At 74.4% G+C, this 19,783-nt stretch carries 15 protein-coding genes; 6 read left to right on the forward strand and 9 right to left on the reverse strand.

Annotated elements, in window-relative coordinates:
• The first annotated feature begins 158 nt into the window (after positions 1–158).
• Positions 159–1,865 carry a hypothetical protein gene (locus tag FHU36_RS36990; RefSeq protein ID WP_185088676.1) on the forward strand — a complete coding sequence of 569 codons (1,707 nt, stop codon included), beginning with the start codon at positions 159–161 and terminating at the stop codon, positions 1,863–1,865.
• Between the two features lie 95 nt (positions 1,866–1,960).
• Here FHU36_RS36990 and FHU36_RS36995 read toward each other — a convergent pair whose 3' ends face one another.
• The 3 genes from FHU36_RS36995 to xylA are packed head-to-tail and all read right to left on the reverse strand — an operon-like array spanning position 1,961 to position 4,970.
• On the reverse strand, positions 1,961–3,070 hold the full coding sequence (locus FHU36_RS36995) for a Gfo/Idh/MocA family protein (protein WP_185088677.1): 1,110 nt from the start codon (positions 3,068–3,070) through the stop codon (positions 1,961–1,963).
• Positions 3,067–3,810: a sugar phosphate isomerase/epimerase family protein gene (locus FHU36_RS37000; protein ID WP_185088678.1), complete on the reverse strand. Its 744-nt coding sequence runs from the start codon at positions 3,808–3,810 to the stop codon at positions 3,067–3,069. Before FHU36_RS37000 ends, FHU36_RS36995 begins: the two co-directional genes overlap by 4 nt.
• On the reverse strand, positions 3,810–4,970 hold the full coding sequence (gene xylA, locus FHU36_RS37005; protein ID WP_185088679.1) for a xylose isomerase: 1,161 nt from the start codon (positions 4,968–4,970) through the stop codon (positions 3,810–3,812). Before xylA ends, FHU36_RS37000 begins: the two co-directional genes overlap by 1 nt.
• A 93-nt stretch (positions 4,971–5,063) precedes the next feature.
• On the opposite strand from xylA, the gene FHU36_RS37010 reads away from it, so the two are divergent.
• Positions 5,064–6,248, forward strand: coding sequence for an ROK family transcriptional regulator (locus tag FHU36_RS37010; protein WP_185088680.1), 1,185 nt, complete (start codon positions 5,064–5,066; stop codon positions 6,246–6,248).
• A gap of 96 nt (positions 6,249–6,344) precedes the next feature.
• On the opposite strand, the gene FHU36_RS37015 is transcribed toward FHU36_RS37010, so the two are convergent.
• Positions 6,345–7,238 carry an arginase family protein gene (locus FHU36_RS37015; protein WP_185088681.1) on the reverse strand — a complete coding sequence of 298 codons (894 nt, stop codon included), beginning with the start codon at positions 7,236–7,238 and terminating at the stop codon, positions 6,345–6,347.
• Between the two features lie 29 nt (positions 7,239–7,267).
• On the opposite strand from FHU36_RS37015, the gene FHU36_RS37020 reads away from it, so the two are divergent.
• Entirely contained in the window at positions 7,268–7,807 is a 540-nt protein-coding gene (locus tag FHU36_RS37020) for a CGNR zinc finger domain-containing protein (RefSeq protein ID WP_185088682.1), read from the forward strand.
• Positions 7,808–7,838: 31 nt separating this feature from the next.
• Here FHU36_RS37020 and efeB read toward each other — a convergent pair whose 3' ends face one another.
• From efeB to efeU, 3 genes are read right to left on the reverse strand one after another with little or no spacing between them, the layout of a single operon-like run.
• Complete coding sequence (gene efeB, locus FHU36_RS37025; RefSeq protein WP_312892090.1) at positions 7,839–9,131, reverse strand: iron uptake transporter deferrochelatase/peroxidase subunit; 1,293 nt, start codon at positions 9,129–9,131, stop codon at positions 7,839–7,841.
• Between the two features lie 13 nt (positions 9,132–9,144).
• Positions 9,145–10,293 (reverse strand): iron uptake system protein EfeO, encoded by a 1,149-nt coding sequence (gene efeO, locus FHU36_RS37030; RefSeq protein WP_185088683.1) that lies wholly within the window; start codon positions 10,291–10,293, stop codon positions 9,145–9,147.
• A gap of 50 nt (positions 10,294–10,343) precedes the next feature.
• Positions 10,344–11,195, reverse strand: coding sequence for an iron uptake transporter permease EfeU (gene efeU, locus FHU36_RS37035; RefSeq protein WP_185088684.1), 852 nt, complete (start codon positions 11,193–11,195; stop codon positions 10,344–10,346).
• Between the two features lie 253 nt (positions 11,196–11,448).
• On the opposite strand from efeU, the gene FHU36_RS37040 reads away from it, so the two are divergent.
• From FHU36_RS37040 to FHU36_RS46635, 3 genes are all read left to right on the forward strand, one after another.
• Positions 11,449–13,785: a lantibiotic dehydratase gene (locus FHU36_RS37040; protein WP_185088685.1), complete on the forward strand. Its 2,337-nt coding sequence runs from the start codon at positions 11,449–11,451 to the stop codon at positions 13,783–13,785.
• Positions 13,786–13,873: 88 nt separating this feature from the next.
• Complete coding sequence (locus FHU36_RS46630; protein ID WP_185088686.1) at positions 13,874–15,346, forward strand: AAA family ATPase; 1,473 nt, start codon at positions 13,874–13,876, stop codon at positions 15,344–15,346.
• Positions 15,322–16,539, forward strand: a complete 1,218-nt coding sequence (locus tag FHU36_RS46635) for a tetratricopeptide repeat protein (protein ID WP_185088687.1) — start codon at positions 15,322–15,324, stop codon at positions 16,537–16,539. Before FHU36_RS46630 ends, FHU36_RS46635 begins: the two co-directional genes overlap by 25 nt.
• 5 nt (positions 16,540–16,544) lie before the next feature.
• Here FHU36_RS46635 and FHU36_RS37055 read toward each other — a convergent pair whose 3' ends face one another.
• Positions 16,545–18,104 (reverse strand): FGGY-family carbohydrate kinase, encoded by a 1,560-nt coding sequence (locus FHU36_RS37055; protein WP_185088688.1) that lies wholly within the window; start codon positions 18,102–18,104, stop codon positions 16,545–16,547.
• Positions 18,101–19,750, reverse strand: coding sequence for a glycerol-3-phosphate dehydrogenase/oxidase (locus FHU36_RS37060; RefSeq protein ID WP_185088689.1), 1,650 nt, complete (start codon positions 19,748–19,750; stop codon positions 18,101–18,103). Before FHU36_RS37060 ends, FHU36_RS37055 begins: the two co-directional genes overlap by 4 nt.
• Positions 19,751–19,783 lie beyond the last annotated feature (33 nt).

Here is a 19,783-nt window from a genome sequence, read left to right on the forward strand (position 1 = left end):
TGCGCCGCAAGATCTTCGCGCACCAGAGAATGTGATACCCATCACCTCCGTCGGCGCCTGGAACGACTACGCCCAGGGTCGCTGATCGTCACGGTCGAACCCACGACGCGGCTCCGCGGCCGGCACAGGCGGGTCCCTCAACGGCTAGAGTGGGCGCTGTGGTGATCGCGAGGGTAGTGGCCGCCCTCGCGCTCCTGGTGATGCTGACCGTGGCCGCAGCTCCGGAGGGGGTGCGGGTCGACGCCGCCGGCTGTCCGCCGCGCGACACCCGGGGCGCCGCCGGTTACCCGATCACCGGCTACTGGATGAACCCCCGGCCCGACCGGTGCGAGACCCGCCTGGTGCTGTCGGAGATGCGCCGCGTCGGCGCCGACACGGTCATCACGTTCGGCTCGCGGCTCACCGCGGTCCGGGCCGACGCCGCAGGCCGGCTGCTCGACGCCCGCACCGGGCAGGCCGACCCCGCTCTCGCGGGCTGCCTCGACGGGGGCAGGCCGTGCTACCTGGCCGCCCGTGACGCCGTGCCGGGCAAGGAGATCCGCCGCGCCTTCACCTACGTCGCCCCCGAGCACTTCGGGCCGGGCCTGCTGCGCTGTCCCGGCCTCGACCGGCGCATCGAGAGCGGCGGACGCTCCTACTACCGGATCCTGCTGGGCGCCTCCTGCACCGCCGGGCCGTTCGACCTGGTCCTCGCCGTCTCGGACGGCGACGGCATCGGCAACCTGCTGGCCGAGGCGGCCGGCCACGGCATGAAGGTCTACCCCGGGCTGCCGGCCGCGCCGCAGGACCCCGCCAAGCCGTGGCTGCCCCATCTGGCCCATCTCGACGTGGTGAACACCTTCACCCGCCGGGTGCTGGACGACTACCGGCACCGGCACGGGGCCTCGTCCGCGCTCGCCGGGGTGTACCAGTCGTTCGAGCTGGCCATGCGGGATCGGGCCGACGACGACGAGGTGCTGGCCCTGTACCGGGCGCAGCACGCGGTGGCCGCCGCCGCGCTGCCGGGCCGGACGATCGTCGTCAGCCCCTACTGGGACGCCCGCCGGGGGCGCGGCTTTCCGCCCGCCGAGGCGGGCGAGGGGTTCGCCGAGATCGCCGCCACCCGGGCGGGCGCCCCCATGGCCATCGCCATCCAGGACGGGCGGGGCGCAGGCAAGGTGCCCGTGTACGGTCCCGACCAGGCCGAAGCCCCGGTGGACCCCCGCCTGGAGCCGGTCGTGGGCGCGGTGACCAACCGGCAGGCGTACCTGGGCTCGACCCGCGACTACGTCGAGGCGGCGGCGAGCCGGCCGGTGCCCGGAGTGGAGCTGTGGGTGAACGTCGAGCTCTTCGAGCCCACCCCGGTGGCCGGCGAGTGCTCCAGGACCGACCCGCTGCCGCTGCGCGGCCGCGCCTCCAAGGCCCGCGTCGACGGCCAGGTGATGGCCGTGGGCGGGCACGCCGCCAAGATCATCGCCTATCGCTGGGAGCCGTTCGTCATCTGCCGCGACGACTGGGACAGCCCCTCGCTGGGCGAGAGCATCGCGGCGGCGTGGAACGATCCGCTCATCGTGCGCGCCACCCGCCGTGGCGTGGCCGGGCGCGAGGGCATCCAGGTCGAGGGCCACAACCTGGCCGGCGGCACGCTGCGGATCTCCTACCGGCAGCCCGGCGGCGCGGCCACGGCGGCCGCAGGAGCCGCGGTCGACACCGTCGTCACGGTCGTGCAGGAGAGGCACACCCCCGCCGCCCGGCCGGGCGGGCTGGAGACGGCGTGGGCGCCGTTCACCCCCGCCGGCCTCGATCCGGCCCGCCCGTGGATCACCGTCACCGCCACCAACGGTGCCGGACGCAGCAGCACGAACGGTCACGTCTTCCGCGGTTGACCCGCTCGGTCACGCGCAGGCCGAGCGGGACGCGGGGAGTTCGCCGTGGGCACGGGAGGCGACCACCCCATGCCCACGGCCGGCCCATGGCTCGCTCAGGTGAGCGTGGCCGCGTACGGGTCCCAGTCCACTGGCAGCGGATCGGGCACCGGTGTCCGCGAGCCGAGCCCGCGGAACTCACCCCGCTCGCCCGACTCCGTCACCGCCGCCATGATCTCCAGGACGTGCAGCGCCAGTTCGCCCGACGCCCGGTGCGGAACCCCGGCCCGGATCGCGCGGGCCATGTCGAGCACGCCGATGCCGCGCCCCGCCGTCGTGCCCTCCAGCGGCAGCTCCCTCCAGTCGGGGTCGTGCGTGCCACGGGCCAGCAGCGGGCCGTCGAAGGTGTTGGGATCGGGCAACGACAGGGCCCCTTCGGTGCCGATGACCTCGATCAGCCTCTTGCCGATCGGTGAGTCGAAGCTGAAGGTGGCCCCGGCCGTCGGACCGTCCGCGAAGTCGATCAGCGCGTTGACGTGCGTCGGCACATCCACGGGGAAGGCCGTGCCCGCCTTCGGCCCCGACCCGACCACGCGGTGCTCGCGGGCCCGCCGGGTGCTCGCCGAGACCCGGGCGGCCGGGCCGAGCAGCGCGACGAGCGCGGTCAGGTAGTACGGGCCGAGGTCGAACAGCGGTCCGGCGCCCCGCTGGTAGAAGAACTCGGGGCTGGGGTGCCACGACTCCGGGCCCATGCCCTGGGTGGCGGCCGTGACCGCCACCGGGGCGCCGATCAGGCCCGACCGCACAGCCCGGATCGTGGACTGGATGCCGGCGCCGAGGAAGGTGTCGGGGGCGTTGCCGACGCGCAATCCCCGGTTCTCCGCCTCCGCCAGTACCTTGGCGGCCTCGTCCATGTCCAGGGCCAGCGGCTTCTCGCCGTACACGTGCTTGCCCGCCCGTAAGGCGGCCAGCGCGACCGCGGCGTGCGCCGACGGGACGGTGAGGTTGACGACGATCTCCACCTCGGGCAGGCCGAGCACGGTGTCGAGACCGCCCGAGACGGGGACGCCGTACTCCTCGGCCACCGCGGCGGCGCGCGCCTCGTCGAGGTCGGCGACGGCCAGCACCCGCACGTCGGGGAACGCCGTGAGGTGCTGCAGGTACTGGCCGCTGATCACCCCGGCGCCGACGAGCGCCACACCCACCGGACCGGTTCCGGACGTCATGAGACCCCCAGCGAGGACAGGTAGGAGCGGCTGCCCGCGAGCGCCTCGAAGACGTCGCCCGCGCAGGTGTCGAGCTCGACGATCCGCCACGCGCCGGGCGCCGCGGCGAGGATGGCGGGCACGGGCATGACGCCGTCGCCCACGGCCGTGTGCGGCTCGCCCCTGACCCCGGGACCGTCCTTGACGTGCAGGGCGAGCACCCGGTCGGCGAGGCCGCGCAGCAGGGCGGGCACGTCGGCCCCGCCCACGGCCGCCCAGTAGGTGTCGACCTCCAGGAACACCTCCGGCTCCAGCAGGTCGGCCAGCACCTCCAGGGCGTGCCGGCCGTCGATCCGCGGCTCGATCTCCCACCAGTGGTTGTGGTAGCCCAGCCGCATGCCGTGGGCGGCGGCATGGACGGCGAGTCCGTTCAGCCGGTCGGCCACCCGCGCCAGGCCGTCGCGGGTGGTGAACTCCTCCTCCGCGATGCCGCCCGGGATGATCACCAGGTCGGTGCCGACCGTGGCGATCGCCTCGAACACCTCCGCCGGCTCCCGGCTCAGCAGGGCGTAGGCGTGGGTGCTGGAGACGGTCAGCCCCAGGTCGTCGGCCACCTGGCGGAAGCCCTTGGGGTCGGTCATCGGGTCGTACGGTTCGACGGCGCCGTAGCCGAGCTCGGCGATGCGGCGCAGCACCCCGTCCCGGTCCGCGGCCAACGCGTCCCGCACGGTGTAGAGCTGGACGCTGAGCGGTTGCACCATCAGGCCTCCTGGGTCCGCACGCCGAGCAGGTGCTCGATGGCGAGCTGGTTGAGCCGGCTGAAGTGGAAGCCGCGCTCGGCGGCCACATCCGGGTCGAAGTCGTCGGCGGCGAGGTCGGCCAGGCTCTCGCCCGGCGCGAGCGTCGGTACGGCCAGCTCGCCCACCCGCGAGGCGCGCAGCGCGTCCTGCACCTCGGGGTCGGCCCGGAAGGAGCGCGCCCTGTCCTTCAGGATCAGGTAGGTGCGCATGTTGGCCGCCGCTGACACCCACACATCGGCGGGGTCCTCGGTGCGCAGCGGCTTGTAGTCGAAGTGCCTCGGCCCGTCGTAGCCGCCGTTCTCCAGCAGGTCCACCAGGAAGAACGCGCTCTTCACGTCGCCGTGGCCGAAGATCAGGTCCTGGTCGTACTTCGGTCCGTGCTGGCCGTTGAGGTCGATGTGGAAGAGCTTGCCGTGCCAGAGCGCCTGGGCGATGCCGTGCACGAAGTTCAGCCCGGCCATCTGCTCGTGGCCCACCTCGGGGTTGAGCCCTACCATGTCCGGGTGCTCCAGCTCGTTGATGAACGCCAGGGCGTGCCCGATCGTCGGCAGCAGGATGTCACCGCGCGGCTCGTTCGGCTTCGGCTCCAGGGCGAACCTGATGTCGTAGCCCTGCTCCAGGACGTACTGGCTGAGCAGATCGATCGCTTCCTTGTAGCGGGCGAGCGCGGCGCGCACGTCCTTGGCCGCGTCCGACTCGGCGCCCTCGCGCCCGCCCCAGCACACGTACGTCCGCGCGCCGAGCGAGGCGGCCAGGTCCAGGTTGCGCATGACCTTGCGGATCGCGTGGCGCCGCACGTCGCGGTCGTTGCTGGTGAACGCGCCGTCCTTGAACACCGGATGGGTGAACAGGTTGGTGGTCGCCATCGGGACCTTCATCCCGGTCTCGTCGAGCGCCTTGCGGAACGCGGCCACGGCCCGGTCACGGTCCGGCTCGACGGCGAGCAGGTCGTCGTCGTGGAAGGTGACCCCGTACGCGCCCAGTTCGGCCAGGCGGTGGACGCTCTCCACCGGGTCGAGCGGCGGCCGCGTCGCGTCGCCGAAAGGGTCGCGCGCCTGCCAGCCGACCGTCCACAGGCCGAACGTGAAGCGGTCGTCGGGAGTCGGAGTGAATGCGGCCATGGGCCCTCCAGCGGGTTCTACTATTAGTCCACAATCTGTACATAATCCTGGGAGGCGGGTGTGAACACGTCAAGAGGCGTGCGGCACGATTCCATGCGTGCCCGTAACCTCGCCGTCGTACTCGGGGAGATCCGCAGGTCCGGACCGCTCACCCGGGCCGCGCTCGCCGACCTGACCGGGCTGACCAAGACGACCGTGTCCAAGCTGGTGTCCGACCTGCTGGAGGCGGGCGCCGTGGTGGAGACCGGTGCGGTGCGCGACGGCGAACGCGGCCGGCCGGGCGTCGCGATCGCGCTCAGCGGGCACCGCGTGGCCACGCTCGGGCTGGAGATCAACGTCGACTACCTCGCCGCCTCCGTCGTGGACCTCACCCTCGCGGTACGGGTGCGCCGCACGCGGCCGGCCGACAATCGAAACTCCCGCCCCGAGACGATCCTCCGCGAGCTGCGCGACCTGGCCCGCTGGGCGGTGTCGGAGGCCGAGGCGCAGGGGCTGCGCGTCACCGGCGCGGCGCTCGCCGTGCCCGGGCCGGTCGAGGGCGGGCTGCTGCACAACGCCCCGCACCTCGGCTGGCGCGACGTGCGGGTGACGGGGCTGCTGGACCTGCTCGACCTGCCGTTCGAGGTGGACAACGAGGCCAACCTGGCGGCGCTCGGCGAGCTGTGGTTCGGCTCGGGGGCGACGGACTTCCTCTACGTGTCGGGAGAGATCGGCATCGGGGCGGGCCTGGTGGTGGGCGGCGCGCTGTTCCGCGGCACGAACGGCCAGGCGGGCGAGCTGGGACACGTCGTCGTCCTGCCCGACGGGCCGGCGTGCCGGTGCGGCGGGCGGGGCTGCCTGGAGGTGTACGCCGGCCAGGACGCGCTGCTCGGCGCGGTCGCCCCGCTGAGCGGCAGGGTCGCGGCGCTGCCGGGGGCGGCGGCCGGGATGCCGGCCCCGGCGGCCTCCCTCGAAGGGCTGGCCGGGCTGCTGGAGGCGGGCGACCCGGTGGCGCGGGCGGCCTGCGAGGAGGCCGGGCGGGCGCTCGGCACCGCCCTCACCTCGGCCGTCCACCTGCTGGACCCCGGCATGATCGTGCTGGGCGGCTCGTTCGCGCTGCTGTTCCCCTGGCTCGAACGGCCCGTCGGTGACGTGCTGTCGGCGCGGCTGCGCCACATGCGGGGGAAGCCGCCGCGCCTGGTGGCCTCGCAGGCGGGCGCCGACGCCGCCGTGCTGGGCGCCGCCGGCCTGATCATCCAGCAGGTCGTCGCCGACCCGGCCGGCACGCTGGGCCTCTGACCCGCCCCTGACCTGCGCTGACCCGCTCTGACCTGTGCTGACCCGCTCTGACCTGTGCCGGCCCGCCCTGGCCTGTGCCGGCCTGGGCGCGCCCGTTCAGCGGGTCAGGGCCGCGGCCAGGATGTCCACGAGCACGGCCGCCTGCGAGCCGTCCTCGTCGAGGTCGGGATCGAAGACCGTGAGCTGCAGACCGGCGGCCCCGGGCAGCCGCAGCAGGCCGCGCAGCAGCCGCGCCAGCCGGTCGGCGTCGAGCCCGCCCGGGGTGGGCGAGTCGACCGCCCGCAGCACCGACGGGTCGAGCACGTCGGCGTCGACATGGATCCAGAACCCGTCCAGTTCGTCGCGCACCAGCACCTTCCGGGCCTCGTCCACCGTGTCGTCGCCGATCTCGTCGGCGCGCACGGACCTGATGCCCGTGCCGGCGAAATCGCCGAGGTCCTCCTCGTCGCGGAGGCCGAGCACGATGACGTCCTCCTCGCACACGTACGGGCGCAGGCCGTCGATGTCGGTCAGGTAGTCGTCACCGCGACCGGTGGCCAGGGCCAGGTCCTCGCCGGCCGCCGCGCCGACGTGCGGCGAGTTGCCCAGGTGGCGGAAGTCGGAGTGGGCGTCGAGGTAGGCCACGCCGTAGCGGCCGGCCCGGCGCAGCGCCACGGCCGCGCCCAGCAGGATCGAGCAGTCGCCGCCGAGCACGACCGGGAAACGGCCGGAGTCGCGCAGCCCGGTGATCCGCTCCGCCAGCCTGCCGGCGTACGCGGCGATGGCCGGGCCGTTGCGCACCCCGTCGCCCGGCTGCCAGGTGGCCACGTAGCGGGGCGGCACCACCGCGCCCGCGTCCTCGGCGCCGAGCCGCCCGAGCAGCCCGGCGTCGCGCAGCGCCCAGGGCGCCTTGTAGCAGCCGGGCACGGTGCCGGGCGCGGGCGGGCGCAGGCCGAGGTTGGACGGGGCGTCCAGGACGGCGAGCTTGACGTCAGTGGTTATAGTGGTCATAGTCCTGACGGTAGCACGAGGGGGAGGGCATGGGGCACTTCGCGCAATTCGGTCTCGTGGCGCTGGATCTGGCCAACACCTGGGACGAGTACCTGGACGACCCGGAGCGACTGCCGGACGTGGCGGCGCTGCGGCGCTTCTGTGACGAACTGGAGGAGGCCGAGGCCGCGGCGCAGGTGGGGGAGGACGACCTGGTCGCCGTCCGGGCCGTCCGGTCGCGGCTGCGGGCCGTCCTCGCGGCCGAGCCTCGCGAGCGGGCGCCGGCCCTCGCCCGGTGGGCGGCGGAACTGCCGGTGCGGGCGCAGATCGTGGCTGCCGATGGCCTGCCGGAACTGCGGCTCACCGCCGCCGAGCACGCGTCGCCGGCCGACCGGCTGGCCGTGCGGGCGGTCCGCGAGCTGCTGGACATCGCCGGCTCGGGCGACTGGGAGCGACTGCGGCTGTGCGCCGCCTCCCCCTGCCGGGACGCCTTCGTCGACCGCAGCAGACCGGGGCGACGGCAGTTCTGCTCGACCCGGTGCGCCAACCGCGCGCACGCCGCCGCCTCCCGCGCCCGCCACCGGGCCTGACCCCGCCGCGAGGGGAGCGGCGGGCGCCGGATCAGGCGAACAGGGCGCGACCCCAGTAGTCGCCCGCGTCGCGTACCCCGGGCGGGCAGGCGAACAGGCCGCTGGAGACATGCTTGATGTACTCGTTCAGCGGATCGCGCTTCGCCAGCGCCGTCTGCACGGGCACGAACTGGGTGCGCGGGTCGCGCTGGTAGGCCATGAAGAACAGCCCGGCGTCCAGCCGCCCGAGCCCGTCGGAGCCGTCCACGTAGTTGTAGCCGCGGCGCAGCAGGTGGGCGTTGCCGTTGTTCGACGGATGGGCCAGGCGGATGTGGGCGTCCGGCGCGATGTGCGGCTGCCCGTCCGGCCCCTTGGCGGCGAAGTCGGGCGGGTCGAACTCCGCCTTCCCGCCCAGCGGCGCCCCGGCGCGCTTGTCGCGGCCGAAGATGGCCTCCTGCTCGGCCAGCGACGTGCGGTCCCAGGTCTCGATCGTCATGCGGATCTTCCTGGTCACCAGGTACGTGCCGCCGGCCATCCAGTCGTCGCCCCGCGCCCACAGGTGCTCGCGGAGCAGCCGGTCGTCCTCCAGCTTGAGGTTGTTCGTGCCGTCCTTGAAGCCCATCAGGTTGCGCGGCGTGGCCTGCGCGCGAGAGGTGGACGACGTGCGCCCGAAGCCCAGCTGCGACCAGCGCACCGACACCCTGCCGAAGCCGATCCTGGCCAGGTTACGCACGGCGTGCACCGCCACCTGCGGGTCGTGCGCGCACGCCTGCACGCAGATGTCGCCGCCGGATATCTCCGGCACCAGCTGCTCGCCGGGGAACCTCGGCAGGTCCGCCAGGGCGGCCGGCCGCCGGCCCGTCAGCCCGAACCGGTCGTCGAACAGCGACGGCCCGAACCCCACCGTCAGCGTCAGCGCCGAGGCGGGCAGGTCGAGCGCCTCGCCGGTGTCGTCCGGCGCGGCCTCCGGCGGGCCGCCGGCCGCGCCGTACGCGCCCGCCTCCCTGCCCTGGGTGAGTCTGGCCGCCGCGGCCGTCCACTCCTGCAGCAACTCCACCAGCTCCGCGCGCTTGTCGGTGACGACGTCGAAGGCGACGAAGTGCAGCCGGTCCTGCGCGGGCGTGACGATGCCCGCCTGGTGCTCGCCGTAGAAGGGGACGGGCGCGGAGACGTGGTCCACCGCCAGGGCGGCGGGCGGCTCCTCGACGAGCGAGCGCGTGGCCAGCGCCCCGGCGCCCGCCGCGGCGACCCCGGCCGCGCCGAGCCCGAACAGCTTCCGGCGGCTCATGCGGCCTTCGGACGGGTCGCGCTCCTCCGCCGGCGGCCGGTTCCCGTTCCCGCGCACCTGATCCTCCCTCCTACTTCGTCACGATCGGGGCGATCCGGCTGATCGGCTCGCCCAGCGCGTTGATCGCGTCGGACAGCTTCTTCAGCTCGGCCTTGGACAGCTCGTCGTGCGGGCGCCAGCCGTCGCCCTTCTGGTGCACGGCCAGCGCCGCCTCGGCCGCCGCGAACTTCTCGTCCAGGGTCTTCACCAGGTCGGGGGCACGCTCCTCCAGCGCCGGACGCAGCGCCTGCACGGCCGCCTTGGACCCCTCCAGGTTGGCGTCGAAGTCCCACAGGTCGGTGTGCGACCAGATGTCCTCCTCGCCGGTGATCTTGCCGGTGGCGACCTCGTCGAGCAGCTCCTTGGCGCCGTTGGCCAGGTTCAGGGGGGTGAGCTCGGTGGCGTTCGCCTTGGCCACGATGGTCTTGACGTCGGCGAGCAGCTTGTCGGCGATCGGGCCGTCCCCGCCGACGTCCTTGGTGATCCACAGGTCCTTCTCGATCCGGTGGAACCCGGTCCACTCCTCGCCTTCGGCGAGGTCGGCCTCGCGCGCGTCGATGGCCGGGTCGAGGTCGCCGAAGATCTCCGCCACGGGCTCGATGCGCTCCCAGTACGTGCGCGACACCGGGTAGAGCGCCTTGGCCTGCGCGATGTCGCCTGCCTTCACCGCGTTGACGAACTCTTCCGTCTTGACCAGCAACGTGCCGGTCTGCGATTTGACGTACCGCTTGTAGTCGGCCGTGGCCTGCGCCAGCTTGGCGTCCGCGGTGAGCGGCTTGTGCTCGCCCGTCACCTTCAGCGGGCCACGAATGCCCTTGCCCACCATGCCGGGCTTGCAGGCCGTCTCGTACGTGCCCGCGGGCAGTTCGGCGATGAGGTCGCGGGTCAGGCCGGGCACGATGTTCTCCACCTCGGCCATGACGCGGTCGCCGGGGGCGTACACGTAGAACTCGGTGACCTTGCTGCCGCCGTTCGTGATGGCGAATGTGGTGGTGCCGGCGGGCACCTCGGTGGCGGCCACCTTGCACTCCGTGTCGGACGAGGCCACGGTGATCTTGCCTGGCTCGGCCGGGGCGGACGCGCCGGTGGCGGCCGGCTCTCCTGATCCGCAGGCGGCCAGGCCGGTCAGAGCGAGCGCGGCGATCGCCAGGCCGGGGCCGCGAGAGGCGGGACGGGACATGATGCTCCTGTCGTGGCGCGGATGCGGCGCCGATGGGATGGAACGCGTTGTCATGCAGCGGGGCCGGCCGCGGGCCCGGCGGGGACCGTGGCGGGCTCGGCCTTCCGGCGCCGCGGCCGGAGGAAGAGAAGCAGGGTCGGCACGAGGTAGAGCAGCCAGGCGGTGATCTCCAGCACGCTCGGCTGCGGTGTGAAGTTGATCGTCCCGGCGAGCAGCGCCCCGTACCAGGAGTCGGCCGGCAGGATCACGCTGAGGTCGAAGGCATGCGTGCTCAGCCCGGGCAGGACCCCCGCCTCCTGCAGGTCGTGCACGCCGTACTTGAAGATGCCGGCGGCCACGAGTATCAGCAGCAGGCCGGTCCAGGTGAAGAAGGTGGTCAGGTTGATCCGCAGAGCGCTGCGGTACAGGCCCCAGCCGATGGCGACGGAGGTGAGCAGGCCGAGCGTGATGCCGGCCAGCGGCACGGGCGAGGAGGCCGCCCCCTGCACGGAGGCGAAGAACAGCAGCGCCGTCTCCAGGCCCTCGCGGACCACGGCGAGGAAGGCCATCCCGACGACCGCGAACGCGCCCATCCGCAGCGCGTCGCCCAGTTTGCCGCGCAGCTCGCCGGAGAGCGACCGGGCGGCGCCGCGCATCCAGAAGATCATCCAGGTGACGAACGCCACCGCCAGCAGCGAGACGATCGCCTCGAACAGCTCCTGGCTGGTGTAGTCGAGGCGCGCGGCGGTGAAGGTGAGCAGCGCGCCGAACCCGACGGACAGCGCGGCGGCGGCGGCGACGCCGCCCCACACGTGCGGGAGCCGGTCGCGCCGGTCGCTCTTGACGAGGAACGCGATCAGGACCGAGACGACGAGCGTCGCCTCCAGTCCCTCCCGCAGGCCGATGAGGTAGCTGGCGAACACGGCCACTCCGGATGGGACGATCTGTATTAGGTAAGGCTCACCTATTAAGGACTTTGCAGGCCGTTCGGCGCAAGGATGGAGACAGATGTCACAGCAGGCCACATCACCACACCGGCGCCGCGGGGCCCGCCCGCCGCACGTCTATGGCGACCTATTTCACCGCGCATAACAGGTAAAGGTGTGGTGTCCGGCGTTCCCTGAGGAGGGGGAGGCGAAGGAAGGTTGCGCCAGGAGTCCGTACAGGGGGAGCGCGATGGACTGTCGGCAGGATGGGACCTTCGGCGTACGGGTGGCGGGACTGCCGGCCGGCGGGCTGGAAGAGTTGCGCTTCGCGCGCACCTGGGAGCTCGTGGACGAGCTCATCGAGATGGAGGGCGAGCCCGAGGACGGCCTGGCAGACCTGCTGGCCGCCGAGCTGGCGGGCAAGGTGGAGACGCTGCGCAGGCTGGCCGGCGACGACGCGTTCCTGCGCGGGCTGGCCTGTTTCCGGCCCGCCCTCTCGGCGCGGCTGGAGAGCTGGCTCGCCGCGCCCGACGCGGTGCCGAAACTGCCGGCGCTCGCCCGCCTCGCCCGGCACGTGGCCCGCGCCGCCGCCACCACCAGCCCGCACGCCGCGTTCATGATCAGCGGTCTGGGCCGCTGGAGCGACGACGGCCCCGCCGAGACGCCCGCGGGGCGGCTGCGCTGGAAGGCCGTGGCCGAGATCGAGCTGGGCACCGTCTGGCGCGTCTGGGAGGCGCTGTCCAGGCGGCCGGGACTGCGCGAGGCGGTCGAGGTCCGCGCGAACCCGAGCCTGTGGCAGGACGACGGGTGGCTGTGGTTCCTGGGCGCGGGGGAGCCGGAGACGCTGACCCGGCTGCCCGCCGAGCCCACGCTGACCGGGGTGTTCGCCTGGCTGCGCGGCACGACCGCCCCGACCGTCGGCGCGCTCGAACGGGCCGTCGCCGTGCCCGGCCTGGTGGAGCGGCTGCTGGAGGTCGGGGTGCTGGAGCGGCGCCGGCCGTTCGCCGACCAGGCGCTGGACCCGCTGGCCGACCTCGCCGCCTGGGTCGAGGAGGTGCTGCCGGGCGACTCACCCGACCGGCCCTGGCTCCCCACCGCGCTGCGCGAGGCCGTGCAGGCGACGTACGGCGAGCGCATCAGGCACGTGGCCGGCTGGCTGCTGGCCCGCCTCGGCGACCAGGCCGGCGTGAGCGGCGACAAAGCCGGCCTGGGCAGTGCCGGCGGCCTGGGCGGTGCCGGCGGTCTGGGCGGTGCCGGGGGCCTGGGCGGTGCCGGGGGCCTGGGCGGTGGCAGGGCGCGGCTGGCGGACGCGAGCGTGCGCCTGGAGACCGCGGTGTCGCCCGAGCCGCCCGTCGTCTGCGGACGCGACGCGTGGCGCCCGGTGCTGCGCGACCTCGACACCGTGCGCCGCCTGGTCGCCGTGTTCGACCCCGACCTGCTGGTCAAGCTGGCCGCCGCCGAGCACTTCCTGGAGCAATACGGGGCCGGAGCGGCCGTGCCGTTCCTCCGCTTCTACCGCGACGCGCCCGCCTCCTCGCCGGAACTGCGGGCGCTGCTCGACCGCGCCGGCACGCCGGACGGACCGGCGGCGCGCCGCCTCGCCGGGCTGCGGCGCGAGACCTGGGACGCCCTGTACGGCGGGCCGGTGGACGGCCGGGGCGTGGTCACCGCCGACCCGGACGTGGTGGACAAGCTCGCCGCCTCCTGGCCGGCCTTCGTCCGCCCGCCCGGCTCCATCACCTGCTACGGGCACCTGATGCCGGGGCCGGAGTTCGTGCTCAACGCCGTGACCACCGGCTACGGCCGCGGCACCGGCCGGACCCGCTACCTGCTCGCCCGCGCCGGCCTCACCACCGGCGACACCGCGGCGCGGTGGCCGGTGGCCGAGTGCCTGGGCAGCTTCGGCGACCACCTGAACCTGCGCCCCGCCGCCGCCACCCCCGTCGAGTACCCGTTCACCGTCACCGGCGAGCCGGGTCCCGCGCTGACCGAGCTGCGCGTCTCCTATGACGCCGCCACCCAGCGCCTGACCCTGACCGACGCGGACGGCTCGCCGGTCCTGCCCGCCCATCTCGGCATGACCGGCGAGCGGGTACTCCCGCCTGCCTGGTCGTTCCTGGTGCGGGTGTTCGGCGAGCCGCCCACCGCCATGCCGTCCCCTTGGGGTCTCGGCGGGACCGCCGCCGAGGTGGTGCTGGCGCGGCCGAGGCTGCGGGTCGGCTCGGTGGTGCTGGCCCGCGCCGGCTGGCGGACGGTGGCCGCCGAGCTGCCCATCCCGGCCGACGGGGAGAGGGACGCGGACTTCGTGCTGCGCACGGCCCGCTGGCTGCGGCGGCACGGCATCCCGAGGCGCTTCTTCGCCCGCTTCGGCACGGCCGGGCCGGGCGGGGAGCGCCGGCCGATGTACGTGGACGTGGAGAACCACTTCCTGCTGCTGTCGCTGGCCCGCGCCGCCGCCCGCAGGGAGGGGCACGTGGTGCTGGAGGAGGCCCTGCCCGACCCGGCCGACGCCCCCGCCTACGGCTCTCACGGCAGGCGCGTCACCGAGTACGTCCTGGAGGTCTCGCACTCCCCGGAAACCTGGTAGGGGCTTACGCGGACGACGCCTGGGGCGGGCCGGCCTTTCGGTAGCCTTACGTGATTTGTAAGGATTATCGCGACAGAAGGGACGGCCCGTGCCCGACGATGCCGGCCTCCAGGCGCTCCGTGAGGCGGCGCGCTTCTCTCCGGACAACCTCCCTCTGCGTCGGCACCTCGCCGATCAGCTCCTGGCCAAGGGGTACCTCGCCGAGGCCGAGGCCGAGTACCGCGCCGCGCTGCTGCTCGCGCCGAAGGATCCGGACATCAGCGCCGGGCTGGCGGAGGCGTTCGTGCGCCAGAGCTCCTTCGGGGCCGCCCTGACCGCGCTGGAGCCGTTCCTCGCCGCGCCGGGCTACCCACCCCGGATGGGCGTGATCGCCGCGCGGGCGCTGCTCGGGGAGGGCGACGGAGCCGGGGCGGCGTACCGCTACCGCGACGCGGTCTCCCGGGACGCGTCCCTCGCCGACCCCGACCTGGACGCCCGCCTGCCGGCGTACCCGGCTCCCGCCCAGCCGCACCAGCCGTACGCGCAGCCGCAACAGCCGTACGGCCAGCCGCACCAGCCACACCAGCCGTACGGCCAGCCGCACCAGGGCTACGGGCAGCCACAACAGCCGTACGCGCAGCCGCACCAGGGCTACGCCCCGCCGCAGCCCGCGCACGTGCCGCCGGGGCCAGGCCAGAGCACCGCCGAGGTGGAGCGCCCGCCGGTCACCTTCGCCGACGTGGCCGGCATGGAGGCGGTCAAGGAGGCGCTGCGGGTCAAGCTGCTGCTGCCCGTCCAGCAGCCCGAGCTGTTCGCCGCGTACGGCAAGCGCTCCGGCGGCGGCGTGCTGCTGTACGGCCCGCCCGGAGCCGGCAAGACCCACCTGGCCAGGGCCGCCGCCGGCGAACTGGGCGCGTCGTTCGTCAACGTGGGCCTGGCCGACATCCTCGACATGTACGTCGGCTCCAGCGAGCGCAACCTGCGGGCCACGTTCGACATGGCCAGGCGCAACCGGCCGTGCGTGCTGTTCTTCGACGAGGTGGACGCGCTGGCCGCGCGCCGCTCCGACATGCGCCAGGCGCACACCCGCCAGCTCGTCAACCAGTTCCTGGCCGAGCTGGACGGCGTGGACGAGCACGCCAACGAGGGCGTCCTGGTCCTGGCGGCCACCAACGCCCCCTGGTACATCGACGTGGCCTTCCGCCGCCCCGGCCGCTTCGACCAGCTCGTCTTCGTGCCGCCGCCCGACGCCGCGGCCCGCGCCGCGATCCTGCGCATCCTGTGCCGTGACAAGCCGCTGGCCGAGATGGACTTCGACGCGGTGGCCCGGGTGACCGACCAGTTCGTCGGCGCGGACCTGAAGGGCGTGGTGGACCGCGCGGTGGAGGCCAAGCTGCACCAGTCGATCAGCGCCGGGCGGCCGATCCCCATGTCCACGCCCGACCTGCTGGCGGCGGCCCAGTCGGTCCGGCCGACGTCGGTGCGGGAGTGGCTGGCGACCGCGCGCAACTACGTGATGCACGCCAACGAGTCGGGCGCGTGGGACGAGCTGATGCCGTGGATCAAGGGCGGCCCACGGTGACAGCGGCGGCGCCGATCGAGCGGGCGCGGACGCTGCTGCAACTGCGCCGGCCCGCCGACGCCGAACGCGAGCTGCGCGGTGTGCTCGTCCAGGAGCCGCAGAACGCGATGGCGCACGCCTTCCTCGCCGTCGCCCTGACCGAGCAGCGCCGCGGTCAGGAGGCGGTGGCCACGGCGGGCGAGGCGGTGCGGCTCGTCCCCGACTTCTGGTTCGGCCACTACGTGGCCGGCCAGGCGCTCTTCCGGGCCGGCCGGTACGACGAGGCGATCGCGGCCCTGCGCACGGCGCTGAACCTCAACCTGTCGTACGCGCCCATCTGGGAGGTGCTCGCCCGCATCCACCTGCACCGCGGCGAGTGGTCCCTGACCGTGGACGCGGCGCGGCGCGGGCTGGAGATCGACCCGGAGGAGTCCGACCTGGTCAGCCTGCTGGCGCTGGGCCTGTCCGGGCTCGGTCAGACCGCCGCCGCCGGCGACGCCGCCGCCCAGGCCGTACGGCTGAGCCCGGAGAGCGCGCTGGCGCACCTGGTGTACGGGCGGGCGGCGCTGGCCCGGGGCCGGGCGGGTGAGGCGGCCGAGGCCTTCCGCGAGGTGCTCCGCCTGGACCCGAGCTTCGGGCAGGCCAGGGACCTGCTGGTCGCGGCGCTGAAGCAGCGCAACCCGCTCTACCGGTGGCTGGAGCGGCTGCGCGGCAGGTTCTTCGGCGGGTGGCGGCTGGTGCTCCTGCTGCCCGTCGCGCCGCCGCTCATCGCCGTGTTCGTCCTCATCGCGCTGCTGCACTGGGCGGCGTGGGTGGCCGAGGCGTTCACCACGCTGCGCCTGACCCGGGCCAGGGCGACCAGCCTGCTGTTCGAGGCCGGTGAGAGCCGGGTGGCCGTGCTGTGCTGCGGCCTTCTGGCGGCGGGCGCGGCGCTGCTCGCGCTCGGCATCGCGCTCGCGGGCGAGCCCGTCGGCACGGCCGGGGTGGCCGTCATGGCGCTGGTCACCCCGGTGCAGGAGGCCGCCCACACCGGCTCGCCGCTCGGCCGCAGGATCCTGTTCGGCTGGGTGGGCCTGCTGGCCGTGGCCGCGATCGTGTCGGCGGCGCTCGGTGCGGTGGCCGGAGCGCTGCTGAGCTGCTACGCCGCGCTGGCGACGATCTGGATCGCGGCCGGGGTGCGCCGCCTGCTCGCCCCGGCTCCTGATCCGGTCTAGCCACGTCAGGCGCCGGCGGTCGCGGGCTGGACCGGGGCCGGCTCGAACTCGGTGCTGCGGTACCGTTCGACCTCCGACCACGCCGCCGACATGCCGGCCAGGCACCGGTCGAACGCCTGCCCCTGACGCACGTACGCCTCACGGCCGGGGCCGGGCCGTACGCACAGGTCGTCGCTGTCGCTGATCGACCATGGCGCGTCCGCGTGGCCGAGTGCGGCGGGCAGCAGCGAGGCGACCCCGCGCGCCCCCAGCTCGCTGGTGAGCTGCCGGCGCACCGGCCGGCCGAGGACGTCGGCGAAGACCTGTGCCCACACCTCCGACCGCGCGCCTCCTCCGGCCAGTCGCCAGGGACGGTCGCCGACGGCGGCCCCGCTGGCCAGCACCCGGTCGAGTTGGACGCGGTGGTACTGGGCGACCCCCTCGATGACCGCGCGGGTGAGGTGGCCGCGCCGGTGCAGCCCGGAGAGGCCGAGGAAGGTGCCGGAGGCCGCCGGGTGCTCGGGCGCGCCGTTGACGAACGGCAGGAACAGCAGCCCGTCCGCCCCCGGGCCCACCTCTGCCGCCTCCCGCAGCAGCTCGGCCGCGGGAACGCCGCCCACCTGGCCGTGCGGCGCGCACGCCGAGGCCAGCCACTCCAGGTTGGCCGCCGACGTTGGCGCGACCTCCATGGCCAGCATCGTCCGGGAGTCGGGCATCAGCGCGCTGAGCGTGACGCCGGGAGCCGGCACCCGCGCCGGCACGACGACGCCGTTGATGGCCCAGGTGCCGACGATGATCGTCACGTCGCCCGGCTCGCGGCCGCCCGCGCCGAGCGTCGCCGCCACGCAGTCCATGCACCCGGCGATCACCGGCAGCCCCTCGGGGAGCCCGGTCAGCTCCGCCACCCGCGCGCTCAGCCCGGCCACGACCTCTCCCGACTCCCGCAGTGCCGGGAACCGGTCGAGGTCGCCCGCCGGCAACCCCACCAGCTCCAGCGCCGTCGGGGTGTAGCGCCGGGTGTCCAGGGCCACCATGCCGAACGCGCTGGCGTCGCTGAAATCGGCGCTCGGCCTGCCGGTGAGCTGCGAGGTCACCCAGTCCTTGCAGGACAGCGCCCACCTGGTCGCCGCGTACGCCCCGGGATCGTGGTCGTGCAGCCAGCGCAGGAGCACGGCCGGCTGCGCCGCCCACGGGATGGACCCGGTCTCGGCCGCCAGGGCGCGGGCGGCCTCGGGGGGGATCGCGTCGACGATGTGCCGGGCCCGGCTGTCGGAGGAGGCGATGGCCGGGCCGACCGGTCGCAGGTCCGCGTCGACGGGGTACAGGCCGTTGCCGTGCGCGGCCACCCCGATCCCGGCGGGGACGTAACCGCCGGCCGCCAGCTCGGCCGCCAGCCGTCCGAGCAGCGTGATGACCGTGCCGGCCAGCCCCGGCATGTCGACGTCGTGCCGGTGCGCGGTCGTGGTGGTGCGCGGCGTGCGGGCGTGCACCACGCCGACCTCGCGGCCCTCCGCGTCGAACGCCGCGGCCTTCGACGCGGTCAGGCCGACGTCGACGCCGATGTAGCAGGTCGCCAGGTCCGTCACGATGTCCTCCTGTCGCCGGCCGCCGGGGTCGCCAGGGCCCGCGGCCGATAGCGCTCCAGCTCCTTCTCGTAGCCGATCACCTCGGCCCGGGCCCGCTCCTCGTCCCAGCCGAGGTGGCGTACGGCCACGGCGGCGCAGGCGGGCGCGGCGGACAGGCCCATGTCGGCGCCGAGCCCGATGAGGGTACGTCTGAGCATGATGTCACCCAGGGTCACGGCGCCTTCCTCCCGCACGGCCATGACGACCTCGGCGGCCAGCGCGCCGCTCTCCTTGTCGACGGTCTCGGCCAGGGCGGGGTCCTCGGCGGCCAGGTCGAGCACGCGGCGGGCGCGCACCCCGTACAGGGTGAGCAGCCTGGCCGACCTGGCCCGGTCGAGCGGCGAGTGGCGGAGGAAGTCCCGGGCGAACTCCGGCCAGTCCGAGGTCTCCGCGCCGGGCAGCGGCCGTCCCCGCGTCACGCACCTTCGCGGCCGGCGCCCGAGCTCGCGCAGCACCGCGTCGGTGACGTCCTCGGCCAGCGCGCGGTGCGTGGTGAGCTTGCCACCGATGACGGTCAGCAGGCCCCGGTACGCGGGCGCGTGGTCGAGCACGGTGTGCCCCCGGCTGATCTTGGCGTTGTCCGCCACGCCGGTGGTGTGCGGCAGGGGCCGGATCCCGGCGATGCTGTAGAGCACGTCGCCGGGGGTGAGCCGGGCGTCCGGGAAGATGCGGTTGGTCTCGGCGAGCAGGTAGCCGATCTCGTCGTCGCCGGCCGTGACGTCGTCCAGGTCGCCCTCGTAGCTGAGATCGGTGCTGCCGAGCACGTACCTGCCCTGCCAGGGCAGGACGAAGATGGGCCGCCGGTCGGCGGCCGCCTCGAAGAAGATGCAGGTGTCCGGCGCGCCGGGGAACGGGTCGACGACGACGTGGCTGCCCTTGGTGCCGCCGTTCAGCCGCCGGCTCTCCACCTGCCCGTCGAGGACGCGGTCGATCCACGGGCCGGCCGCGTTCACGGTGACGGCGGCGCGGATCTCCTCGCGCCCGCCGGTGCGGCGGTCCTGGGTGCGCAGCCCGCGGACGTGACCGTTGTCGACGATGAGGCCGGTGACCGTGGTGTGGGTGAGCACCCGGGCGCCCAGCCGCCGCGCGTCGAGGAGCAGCTCGACGCAGAGCCGTTCCGCCCACGGCACCTGCGCGTCGTGGAACAGCGCCGCCCCGAGCAGGCCCTCGCGCGACAGGCCGGGCCACCGGCGGGCCACCTCGCGCAGCGGTACGCGACGGCTCAGGCCGCGTCCGCGGCCCAGCGCCAGCATGTCGAAGGCCAGCAGCCCCAGCCGGATCAGCGGGCCCGGCCGGCTGTTGCCCCGGTAGAAGGGGATGAGCATGGGGTAGTCGCGCACGAGATGCGGAGCGGTGCGAAAGAGCAGGTGCCGCTCCCGGATGGACTCGTGCACGAGGGAGAAGTCGTAGCGTTCGAGGTACTTCAGGCCGCCGTGGATCAGCCGGCTGGACGTGCTGGACGTGCCGGAGCCGACGTCGGCGCGGTCCACGACGGCGACGCGCAGGCCGCGGGCGGCGGCGTCCCGGGCGATGGCGAGCCCGTTGATACCGGCCCCGATGACGGCGAGATCGACCTCGCCGCCGGTTCCGGCGGGGTGGTGAGACATGGGGAGGCTCCCGGAGGTGACGGGCGCGGGTCC

It is taken from the genome of Nonomuraea muscovyensis (genome assembly GCF_014207745.1).
Lineage (GTDB): Bacteria > Actinomycetota > Actinomycetes > Streptosporangiales > Streptosporangiaceae > Nonomuraea > Nonomuraea muscovyensis.